The 11,158-nt window shown below is 62.0% G+C and carries 10 protein-coding genes; 5 read left to right on the top strand and 5 right to left on the bottom strand.

All coding sequences use genetic code 11. The features are described from left to right. Positions 1–101 precede the first annotated feature (101 nt). Positions 102–500: an acetate uptake transporter gene (locus ACNPM8_RS05915; protein ID WP_388063455.1), complete on the bottom strand. Its 399-nt coding sequence runs from the start codon at positions 498–500 to the stop codon at positions 102–104. A 301-nt stretch (positions 501–801) separates the two neighbouring features. On the opposite strand from ACNPM8_RS05915, the gene ACNPM8_RS05910 reads away from it, so the two are divergent. Then, a complete protein-coding gene (locus tag ACNPM8_RS05910) occupies positions 802–1,626 on the top strand; it encodes a helix-turn-helix transcriptional regulator (protein ID WP_400342000.1) in 825 nt (274 codons plus the stop codon). A gap of 59 nt (positions 1,627–1,685) precedes the next feature. On the opposite strand, the gene ACNPM8_RS05905 is transcribed toward ACNPM8_RS05910, so the two are convergent. The 3 genes from ACNPM8_RS05905 to ACNPM8_RS05895 are packed head-to-tail and all read right to left on the bottom strand — an operon-like array spanning position 1,686 to position 4,581. After that, complete coding sequence (locus ACNPM8_RS05905; protein ID WP_133833586.1) at positions 1,686–2,558, bottom strand: 3-hydroxyacyl-CoA dehydrogenase family protein; 873 nt, start codon at positions 2,556–2,558, stop codon at positions 1,686–1,688. 2 nt (positions 2,559–2,560) lie between these two features. Continuing rightward, complete coding sequence (locus ACNPM8_RS05900) at positions 2,561–3,355, bottom strand: enoyl-CoA hydratase/isomerase family protein (RefSeq protein WP_388022861.1); 795 nt, start codon at positions 3,353–3,355, stop codon at positions 2,561–2,563. A gap of 2 nt (positions 3,356–3,357) precedes the next feature. Then, entirely contained in the window at positions 3,358–4,581 is a 1,224-nt protein-coding gene (locus ACNPM8_RS05895; RefSeq protein WP_448939444.1) for a thiolase family protein, read from the bottom strand. Between the two features lie 336 nt (positions 4,582–4,917). On the opposite strand from ACNPM8_RS05895, the gene ACNPM8_RS05890 reads away from it, so the two are divergent. Next, the gene (locus ACNPM8_RS05890) at positions 4,918–6,345 is read left to right on the top strand and encodes an MFS transporter (protein ID WP_332728231.1); all 1,428 of its coding nucleotides are present in this window, start codon (positions 4,918–4,920) and stop codon (positions 6,343–6,345) included. 72 nt (positions 6,346–6,417) lie between these two features. Here the strand turns inward: ACNPM8_RS05890 and ACNPM8_RS05885 are convergent, their stop codons facing one another. After that, the gene (locus tag ACNPM8_RS05885) at positions 6,418–7,857 is read right to left on the bottom strand and encodes an amino acid permease (protein WP_105656944.1); all 1,440 of its coding nucleotides are present in this window, start codon (positions 7,855–7,857) and stop codon (positions 6,418–6,420) included. Positions 7,858–8,042: 185 nt separating this feature from the next. Here ACNPM8_RS05885 and ACNPM8_RS05880 point away from each other — a divergent pair, with 185 nt between their 5' ends. The 3 genes from ACNPM8_RS05880 (at position 8,043) to ACNPM8_RS05870 (ending at position 11,120) form a co-directional block, all read left to right on the top strand. Next, complete coding sequence (locus ACNPM8_RS05880) at positions 8,043–9,005, top strand: 1,4-dihydroxy-2-naphthoyl-CoA synthase (RefSeq protein WP_181148809.1); 963 nt, start codon at positions 8,043–8,045, stop codon at positions 9,003–9,005. A gap of 27 nt (positions 9,006–9,032) precedes the next feature. Beyond that, a complete protein-coding gene (locus tag ACNPM8_RS05875; protein WP_105656945.1) occupies positions 9,033–10,160 on the top strand; it encodes an AMP-binding protein in 1,128 nt (375 codons plus the stop codon). A gap of 75 nt (positions 10,161–10,235) precedes the next feature. Further along, positions 10,236–11,120 carry a 1,4-dihydroxy-2-naphthoate polyprenyltransferase gene (locus ACNPM8_RS05870; RefSeq protein WP_332485940.1) on the top strand — a complete coding sequence of 295 codons (885 nt, stop codon included), beginning with the start codon at positions 10,236–10,238 and terminating at the stop codon, positions 11,118–11,120. Positions 11,121–11,158: the final 38 nt, after the last annotated feature.

Below are 11,158 nucleotides of genomic sequence, written 5' to 3'. Positions count from 1 at the left end.
CCCCCCCGCGCCTGCGACCAGCTTTCCGCGGCCTACTTCGCCCAGGTAGGCAGGACCTGGCGTCCCCAGGTGGCGTTCGTGACAATGGCAAAGGAGCCGTACTAGGCCAGGAATGCGGTAAACAGGCCCAACCAGCCTCCGAGTTCATGTATCAGCGTGCTGCCGGTGAAGGCGCCGATAGTCAGGCAGATGAAGGCCGCGGTCAGCATGGTGAACACGGCAACCAGCACGCCATTGGTACGCAGGGCGGCGACCGTCATGTAGGCGGTGAAAATGGTCCACCCCAGAAGGAATGGACCGAGGCCCGCCGGGCCCGCCGCCTGCGCTACCTCCGGGTTGGTTTCCAGCCACCAGAAGGCCATCCAGAATGCGCCATAGGAAGTGAACGCGGTGGCGCCGAAGACATTGCCTTTCGCGAATTCGATGACGCCAGCAATCAGCTGGACCAAGCCACCGTAGAATAGGGCAATCGCCAGGACGGCGGCGCCAGCTTCTGGAATGATCCCGGCGTTGGACAGGCTCAGCGCAAAGGTTGTCAGCGCAAGGCGCCCAATCCCAGTGCCGCAGGGTCAGCCAGGCCCGGCTTGGCCGGTGCGGCTGGTGAGGCGATTCCAACGGGGTCTTCTCGGGTCAGCAGTGCGGTCATGGCGGATACTCCATCGTGTCAGCGGTCAGTTCAATCCAGGCAAGTGATGCCGATCACTTGCCTTTAGCAGGTATCCTAAATCGATGGTGAGTCGGATCACTACCATCTAAAGGAGGTAGCCGGCGACCACTGATTCTTCGCACGAAATAGCCCTTTTGGACCGCACGCTCAATACTTCGGCGGCACGCACCGGCCTGCCAGTTGCCTTTGGCGGTTTCGCCCGGTCCACGGGTACGAAGCTGACTTGTTTCGCAGGAACCCGCACCGGTTCGCTGCGTGGCCTGGTGGTCAAGCCCGGTGAGGGCCTAGGCGGCTTGGCGCTATCGCGGCGTCAATTGGCTGCCACGGATTCGTACCATGAGACCCCGGAAATCATTCACAGCTATGACCGGGAAATTGGCGGCGAGGGAATACTGGCCTTGCTGGCAGTACCGGTCGTGGTTGACGACCAGGTGCGTGCGCTGATCTATGCCGGACTGCGAAACCGCCGGCAGCTGACCGATGGAATGCTGTCCGCCGCCGCAGCAGAGGCCCGCCGGCTCGCTTGGGAACTATCGGTCCATGAAGAGACCCAGAGGCGCATGGCGGTGCTCAGTGCCTACGAACCGCAGGCCGCGCACCCCTCGGAGATGGCATTGAGCCAAGAAGATTTCAATGCGCTCTACACCGAGCTGCGCGATATTGCGCGGATGGTGCAGGATCCGGAGCTCGCCGCACGGCTCAGCACGGCCAGCACGATGCTGCGCCCAGGGCAGGGGCCAGCGCCGCAGGCAATCGACGGCCCCTCGAACCTTTCGCCGCGTGAGCTGGATGTGCTTTCCCATCTGGCGCTGGGCAAGCGCAACGCCTTGATTGCGACGCATCCGGGATTAGCCGAAAGCACCGTCAGAAGCTATCTGGCCTCGGCCGTGCGAAAGCTGGGTGCCACGAATCGCTTTGATGTGGTGTTGCGCGCTCGCAGCCGGGGCCTGATCCCCTAGGCGGCCATTCCGGGGACCCCGGGACCCGGGCTACGGGCGTCGCAACTGGCTTCAGCCGTTTACCAGCTGTAGAAGCCCTGGCCGGTCTTTCGTCCGAGCTTGCCCTGGGCCACCAGGTCCTTGAGGATCTGCGGCGGAGCGAAACGCTCCCCCAGAGTCTCGTGCAGGTACTGGGCAATGCCCAGGCGCACATCCAAACCGACAATGTCGGTGGTCTTCAGCGGGCCGGTAGGGTGCTTGTATCCCAGGACCATCGCGTTATCGATGTCTTCGGCACTGGCTACGCCGTCCTCGACCATGCGCATGGCTTCCAAGGCGATAGCCACGCCCAAGCGGGAAGAAGCGAACCCGGGAGCGTCATTGACCACCACTGCGGTCTTGCCCAGTGCTTGAACCCATCCGCGCGATGCGTCCACCAGGGTCTTATCGGTCTGCTTGCCGATCACGACCTCGATCAGGGTGGAGGCGGGAACCGGGTTGAAGAAGTGCAAGCCCAGGAAGTTCGCGGGACGCTGCAATTCCTTGGCCAAGCCGCTGACCGACAGCGACGAGGTGTTCGAAGCGAGCACCGCCTCGGCGTTCAGTGCCTGCTCCACGGCCTGCAGGGAAGAAACCTTCAGGTCCCAGATTTCCGGAACGGCTTCAACCACCAGCTGCGCGCTGGCGAACTGCTCGTAGTCGGTACTGGTGGAGAAGCGGGACAAAAGCTCTTCGCGGCTTTCGCTGATCTGGCCACGGGCAATGGACTTGTCCACGGATCCGGCTACGCGCTCATAGGCCGCCTGCGCCGCCTCGTCGTCGCGTTCAACAACGAGAACGGTGCTGCCGCTGGTCAAGAAGGCGTGGGCGATGCCGGCACCCATGCGTCCGCCGCCGAGCACGCCCATCTGCTGCGGCAACGCTCCGGTGGTGAAGCTGGTTTGTGCACTCATGGTTACTTCTTCTTTCGATCTAGGAATGCTTGCATGCGGTCGAATTTGGCTTGGGACTCGAAAAGCATGCCCTGGGCCAAGGTATCGATCAACGGATGGACTTCGCGCGGAGCATGGAAGACGGACTTGGTGATGCGCACCGCCAGCGGATCCTGGGCTGCTATGCGATCTGCCAGTGCATCGGCGGCGGCATCCAGCTCGGCAGCCGGATGCAGTTCGGTCACCAGGTTGGCGGCCAGGCATTGCTCGCCGGTGAGCACCTTGCCAGCCAGCAGGATTTCCTTGGCCAGCGGCTCGCCGACCAGTTCCTTCAGCCGCCAGGTGGCGCCTGCGGCGGCCATGATGCCCAGATTCGTTTCCGGGTTGCCCATGCGCAGCTCGGGGGTGCCGATGCGGAAGTCCGCGGCGTAGGCCAGTTCAGCGCCCCCGCCCAGGGCGAAGCCGTCCAATGCCGCAACCACCGGCATCGGCAACTTGGCGATCCTGTCGAAGATGCCCGAGTTGATCCCGGCGAGCGCGTCATCCCGGCGGCGTTCGCGCAACTGGGAAATATCGGCTCCGGAAGCGAAGATGCCCTTGCGCCCCTTGGGATTCGCTTCGCTCGCTGCCTCTGCGGGGGTGCCAGCCATAATCAGGATCTTGGGATTCTTCTCCAGATAATCGCAGATGGTGTGCAGCTCGTCGACCATGGCCTGGTCAATGGCATTGCGGACCGCTGGGCGGTGCAGGCGCACCCAGAGGCGGTCATCGGTTTCCGCCAGCTTGAGGGTGGTGAACCCGCTGTTCAAATCGCCCACTTCTAGACGCCTTCCAGCAAGATCGCGGTGCCTTGGCCCACGCCAACGCACATGGTGGCAATGCCCAGCTTGCGCTGCTCGGAAGCCAGCTCCCGTTCCATGCGGCCCAGCAGGGTGATGACAATGCGGGAACCGCTGGAACCCAGCGGATGGCCCAGCGAGATGGCGCCGCCGTCGCGGTTGACGATTCCTGCATCGACCCCCAGCTCGCGCATGCTGGCCAGGGACTGGCTGGCGAAGGCTTCATTGATTTCCATGGCACCGATCTGGTCAATGCCCAGTCCCGCGCGTTCAAGTACCTTGCGGGTCGCCGGGCCCGGTCCCATGCCCATGATTTCTGGTTCCAGGCCCGCGGCCTGCCCGTCGACGATTCGGGCGCGAGGCGCCAGTCCGTACTTCTTGATGGCCCGTTCGGAGACCACGAGGATTGCCGACGCTCCGTCGTTCAGCGTCGACGCATTGCCAGCAGTGACGACGCTTCCTCCCTTGACTACTGGGCGCAGGGCGGAAAGCACATCCATGGTGGTCCCTGGCCGTGGCCCCTCGTCGGTGTCCACGATGCTCTCTGCCTTGCGTCCCTTGACAGTGACCGGAACGATTTCATCGCGGAAATGCCCGGCCTCGATGGCGGCAATGGCCTTGGCGTGGGATTCGACGGCGAACTGGTCGCAATCCTCACGCGAGATGTTGTAGACGCGGGCGACTTCCTCGGCGGTTTCCGGCATCGAGAAGGTGGCTTTGCCATCGCGCGAGTACTGGCCGGAGAGGAATTGCGGGTTGGTGAAGCGCCAGCCGATGGAGGTGTCGAAGGTTGCTCCCGGCTTGGCGAAGGCCTTGGAAGGCTTTTCCATGACCCAAGGTGCCCGCGACATGGATTCGGTGCCGCCGGCGATCACGATGTCCGCGGCGCCGGCCTTGATCATGTGGCTGGCCATAGTGATGGCGCTCATGCCCGAGGCGCAGAGGCGGTTGACCGTGATGCCCGGGACGGTCACGGGCAGGCCGGCCAGCAGCGCAGCCATGCGGGCAACATTGCGGTTCTCTTCGCCCGCGCCGTTGGCGTTTCCGTAGATGACTTCATCAACGTCGGCCGGATCGATGCCCGCGTCTTCAATGACTCGGCGAATAGTCAGCGCGGCCAGGTCATCGGGGCGCACAGCACTGAGCGCACCTCCATAACGGCCTACCGGCGTGCGTGCTCCACCTACGAGAAATGCCTCGGTCATCTGTGCTCCTTATGCCAAAATGATTAGTGACCCTCAACACCTAAACTTACCGACCATTCGTTCAATAATAAAGTCGCGGGTCGCCGGATTTTCACAATTGAGCATTTCCAGGCCGCCGGGACCACATGGCCGGGCCACGGGCCAACCCCCGTTCTGTCCGCAATTGCGGGCAATCAATTCCATGTCAGTGGTTGATTTTAGAAATTGATTCGAATAGCCTCTGGTATTTAACCGACTCCGGGGAACTCCCGGATCGTGGACCGCGGCCAAGGCGATGAATTCCTATCTGGCCTTAGGGCGATCGGTCGACGGAAAGCTGAAAACAACGGAGCAGCAATGCAACCGGAACATAGCCAGCCAAACGACAACTCGAATGCACATAATTTCGCTCCCGACCTGGACCATGACATCGGGCCGGACATGAACACGCAAGAAGGCCGGCAAGAAGTTCGCAAGGCCACTGCGGCATCTGCCATGGGCAACATGACCGAGTGGTTCGACTACGGTGTCTATGCCGTGGCCGTCACCTACATCACTGCCCACTTCTTCCCCACCGAGGGCGGCACCTTCATGGCCTTGGCCACCTTCGCCCTCTCCTTCCTGGTCCGCCCGATTGGCGGCCTGGTCTGGGGCCCGCTGGGCGACAAGCTGGGGCGCAAGAAGATCCTGGCCTTGACCATCATCATGATGTCGCTGGCCACCTTCCTCATCGGCATCCTGCCAACCTTCGAAGCCATTGGCGTCGCCGCGCCAATCCTGCTGGTTCTGCTGCGCATGATCCAGGGCTTCTCCACCGGTGGCGAGTACGGCGGCGCGGCAACCTTCATGGCCGAGTATGCGCCGGATCGCAAACGCGGCTTCTTCGGTTCCTTCTTGGAATTCGGCACCTTGGGCGGTTTCGCCCTCGGCACCGCCGTGATGCTGGGCCTGCAGGTGGTGCTCAGCGAGGAAGCCATGATGGCTTACGGCTGGCGCATCCCATTCTTCCTCGCTTTGCCCATGGGCCTGATCGGCCTGTACCTGCGTAGCAGATTGGAGGACACGCCGGTCTTCCAGGAGATGGAAGAATCCGGCGAAGCCCAGCAGGGCGGGTCGCTCAAGGAACTGGTGTTCACCTACTGGCGCCCCATGCTGACCATGACCGGACTGGTCATTGCGCTGAACGTCGTGAACTACACGTTGCTCAGCTACATGCCGACGTACCTGGAAACCCAGTTGGGGCTGGACCCCAACGCTTCGCTGGCCACCATCCTGATCGGCGAGGTGGCCATGATGGCCGTAATTCCATTTGCGGGCTCGCTTTCGGACAAGGTCGGACGCAAGCCAATGTGGTACGCCTCAGTCATTGGCCTGTTCGTCTTGGCAGTACCGATGTTCTGGCTGATGGGCAAGTCCTTCGCCTGGGCCATTGTCGGCTTCGCCGTGCTGGGTCTGCTCTACATTCCGCAGTTGGCCACGATTACCGCGACGTTCCCGGCGATGTTCCCTTCGCAGGTGCGCTTCGCAGGATTCGCGATTACCTACAACATCGCTACGGCGGTCTTCGGCGGCACCGCCGCGATGGTCAATGAAGCGGCCATCAATGCCACCGGTTTCCTGCTCTTCCCGGCCATCTACATGATGGCAGCGTGCGTGATTGGTGCGATCGCCATCAAGTTCATGCCGGAGACCGCCGGCGCTTCGCTGCGCGGCACCGCGATTCCCGATGCCTTGGACACCGGCATCCTCGCTGCGGTGCAGCGCGATGAAAACCGAACGTCCTGAGCCATCCAGCCGCCAAGGGGGCGCATCAGTTGAACTGCTCCCCTTGGCGGCTGGCGCATAATCGCTGGCGGCCTAGAAATCAATGCCCGGCCGGGCGTGCTTGCGAGCAAAATGCCATCCGCCCCACAACAGCAAGGCGAACACCGGAATTGTGGCGATCGTGTACAGCCCCACCGGGAAGACCTCGCCGTTTTCCCCGGTCAAGGTATCGAAAGAAATCAGGACGGTGATAACCAGCAAGGAAATCAATCCGACCCAACCGGTAATGGGCGACCCGGGCATGGGCAGCGAGGAAACAGAGCCCTTTTTCTTGCGCAGCATGAGCTGGCATCCGAAAATCGAGGCCCAGGTGAACAGCACGCCGATGGATGCGGTATTCAAGGCAAGGTCGAAGGCGAAGGAATCTCCGAGCCAGATGTTCAGGATGACGCCGGCAAGATAGACCACGCCCACGGTGATAATGCCGGTCGAGGGAACAAAGTGCTTGTTCATCTTCGCGAGCCACTGCGGAGCATGCCCATTGCCGCTCATGGTGCGCAGGATGCGGCCGATGGAATACAGGCCCGAGTTGCACGAGGACAGCGCAGCGGTAATCACCACCAGGTTCATCGCGCTGCCAACCCAGCCCAGGCCCATCTTCTCGAAGACCGTGACAAACGGGCTGACCCCGGATTCGTATTCGTTCCATGGCAGCACCATGGCCAGCAGGGAGACGCTGCCTACGTAGAAGACCAGGATGCGAACGACCACCGCACGGATTGCCGATGGAACTTCCTTTTCCGGGTTCTCCATCTCGCCGGCGGCAATGCCCACCAGTTCAATGGCGTTATAGGCGAAGATCACCGAGTTCAGGACCAGGATGCTGACGAAGAAACCACGGGGGAACATTCCGCCCTCGCCGTTCTCATCGCCGATGAAGAGGTTGGCCACCGACGCGGTGTGGTCTCCCACCTGTGCGTTGGTCACCACCATGTATGTACCCACGGCCAGGAACAGGACGATCGCGGTCACCTTGATGCAAGCTGCCCAGAACTCGAATTCTGCGAAAGCCTTGGCGCTGAAGAGGTTGATGGCCACCAGCAGCAGCAACGCGCAGAACGCGGAAACGGTTACCGGAACATTCGGGAAGAAATACTGGAAGTACAGGCCGATGGCGATCAGCTCGGCAATGCCGGTCATGATCCAATTCAGCACGTACATCCATCCGGAGATGAAGGCGCCCTTGGGGCCGAAGAGCTCAGCCGCATACGAGACGAAGGAACCGGAAGTCTGGCGGTACATGATCAGTTCGCCCAGTGCCCGCATCAGCAGGTAGGCCAATGCGCCAGCTACCAGATAGGACAGCACCAGCGCCGGACCGGTCGAGGCCAGGCGCCCGCCGGAGCCCATGAACAGGCCCACACCGATGGCTCCTCCGATCGCGATCATCTGGACGTGGCGGCGGCTCAGGGATTTCTTGTAGCCCTCGGCACTGATTTCCGGGGTTGCCGGGCGATGCTGACCAGATGGCATAGATGAACTCCTGACCTACGGACGCGTTCAATGAATCCGTGCAAAAATCGTGAAATGAATCCGGTGATTCACTGGATGGTCCAAGCCGTACGGGCGGGGATTCCACGCGCAACCGCGAGTCGGGCCGTGAAAAGTCTACTCCTCCTTTCTTAGAGTTCCGGACGAAACCGACTAGCATTCATAGGGTGAGTAGCCTGAATAATTCCGCATTGCCCGAGAAGGTCTCCGATGTCTTCGATCCAACGCGCTGGCGCGTGGTCGAGGGATTCGACTTCACCGACATCACTTACCATCGCCAGGTCCAGCGAGCGGCGGATGGAAGCATCGTGCGCGACCTTCCGACCGTGCGCATCGCTTTCGACCGCCCCGAGGTGCGCAACGCCTTCCGCCCGCACACCGTGGACGAGCTGTTCCGCGCCATGGATCATGCCCGCATGACCAGCGACGTGGCCACTGTCCTGCTGACCGGCAATGGCCCCTCGGAAAAGGACGGCGGACACGCATTCTGCTCCGGCGGCGACCAGCGCATCCGTGGCCGTGACGGCTACCGCTATGCCGAAGGCGAGACCCGCGAATCCATCGACCCGGCGCGTGCCGGGCGCCTGCACATCCTGGAAGTCCAGCGCCTGATGCGCACCATGCCCAAGGTTGTCCTCTGCGTCGTCAACGGCTGGGCTGCCGGTGGCGGCCATTCGCTGCACGTGGTCTCGGATCTGACCATTGCCTCGAAGCAGAACGGCAAGTTCAAGCAGACCGACGCTACCGTCGGTTCCTTCGATGCCGGATACGGTTCGGCATTGCTCGCCCGCCAGGTCGGGCAGAAGACCGCCCGCGAAATCTTCTTCCTTGCCCGCGAGTACTCGGCCGATGACATGGTCCGCATGGGCGCCGTCAACGAGTCGGTAGAGCACGAACGCCTCGAAGAGGTGGCCCTGGAGTACGCAGCCGACATCGCCCGCCAGTCCCCGCAGGCCATCCGCATGCTGAAGTTCGCTTTCAACTTGGCCGATGACGGCTTGGCCGGCCAGCAGGTCTTCGCTGGCGAAGCCACCCGCATGGCGTACATGACTGATGAGGCAGTAGAAGGACGCGACGCGTTCCTGGGCAAGCGCGACCCGGATTGGTCCAACTACCCTTACTACTTCTAATCTTCCGCGACGGAACGAGGACCGGATATGGACAGACAACTCTCTGAACTGCTCGCAGCCTTGGCCACGGCGGCCAATGACGGGGGGCCGGCCGTTGAGGTATTGCTCGATGAGAGCAACCCCAACGGCTGGCGCATCGAGTACTTGGCACCACAGGACCTGCCAGGTTTCGAGCAGCCCATGGCAGTGGTGCGGACTTCCGGTTCCACCGGCCGGGCCAAGCGCACGGTGCTCAGCGTTTCGGCGTTGGCATCCAGTGCGCAGGCCACGGCCGAGTTCCTCGGCTTCGAAGGCCAGTGGCTGCTGGCCTTGCCGGTGCACTATGTCGCGGGACTGAGCGTGCTGACGCGTTCATTGTTCGCCGGCACCAAGCCCGTGGTGATGGACACCGAGGGCAGCTTCTCGGCCACGGCATTCACCGAAGCCGCCAATCAAATGATCGACTCCCGCCGGATCACCTCGCTGGTTCCAACCCAGCTTGCCCGGCTGCTGGATAACCCGGCGCCGGAAACCTTGCAGGCGCTGAAGCGTTTCGACGCCATCCTCTTGGGCGGCGCGCGAGCCAGCAAGGACCTGCTGGTCAGCGCCCGACACCATGGGCTGAAGATTTTCCAGACCTATGGGTCCTCGGAAACTTCCGGCGGCCTGGTCTACAACGGCACGGCCCTTCCCGGCGTGCAGCTGGCAGCGCATGAGGGGCGCATCTGGGTCGCCGGCCCCATGCTCGCCGACGGATACGCCAACTCCCCCGAAGCCACCGCCGAGCACTTCATTGAACGCGATGGTGTCCGCTGGTACGTCACCGATGACCTGGGCACCGTTGAAAAACAGCGCTTGAAGATCATTGGACGCATCGATGATGTGATCAATACCGGGGGCATCAAGCTTTCGGCATCGAAGATTGAAGGGCTGCTGGAAGAATTCTTCACGCAGGCAATCGTGGTCCCGGTGCCCGATCCGCAATGGGGCCACAGCGTTGGCCTGGCCTATGCGGGCCCGACCAATACCGCCGATGCCTTCGAAGCGGTGCGCCGGACCTTGGGCAAGGAAGCGGTGCCCAAGCACGTGCGCCACTACCCTCTTGGCTTGCCGCAGCTGCCTAATGGCAAGTTCAATCGACAACTGGTCATCGAAGAACTAGGCGTTCGCGACTAGTCTCGATTCGCCTTGCACGCCTAATCGCGGGAAACTAGAGGGTACGAGTTTCCGCTTGCCCTGAAAGGACAGAAAGTGGCCACACTTTCCCAGTGGGTTTCTGGGGCGCGTTTGCGCACCTTGCCTATCGTCATTGCCCCGGTTGTCATCGGTACCGCAGCCGCGCTGGGCGAAACTGGAACCGTTCATTGGTTCCGTTTCGTCTTGGCTCTGCTGGTGGGCCTGCTGCTCCAGGTCGGAGTGAACTACTCCAACGACTACTCGGACGGCATCCGAGGCACCGATGACGAACGCGTCGGCCCGCTGCGCCTGACCGGTTCCAAGCTCACCGAGCCGAAGAACGTGCGCAATGCCGCTTTCGGCTGCTTCGGGCTAGCCGCCATCTTCGGTCTGGTCCTGGTCATCATTTCTTCCTCGTGGCCGCTGCTGCTGGTAGGCGTCGCCGCGATCTTCGCCGCTTGGGGCTACACCGGCGGCAAGAACCCCTACGGCTACCGCGGCTTGGGCGATATTTACGTTTTCATCTTCTTCGGCTTGGTCGCCACCTTGGGTACCACCTTCACCCAGATCAACCAGCTGACCATGGCTTCGCTGTGGGGTGCCATCGGCACCGGCCTGATTGGCTGCGCCCTGCTGATGGCCAATAATGTGCGAGACATTCCTACCGATAAAGAGGTGGGAAAGATTACCTTGGCGGTGCGCCTTGGCGAACACAATGCCCGCTTGAGCTACGTGCTGATGCTGGCGGTAGCCATCCTCCTCCCTTTGCTGGCCACCAGCGCCTTCCCATGGATGTGGCTGGTCCTGCTCACCTTCGTTCCTGCAGTGGCTCCATCGCTGCTGATGCTTCGCGAGCAGCAGCTGCCAATGCTGGTGCTGGTGCTCAAGCAGACCGGCATGGTCAATGTCGTATATGCGGTGCTCTTCTCCTTGGCTATCGCCATCGAGGTTTTGGCCTAGCCACCGCTGCAGAAGGAAAAACGAGATGGGGTGGGCGG

The organism is Glutamicibacter sp. AGC46 (genome assembly GCF_053543715.1).
This window is presented reverse-complemented; position numbering and strand designations above follow the sequence as displayed.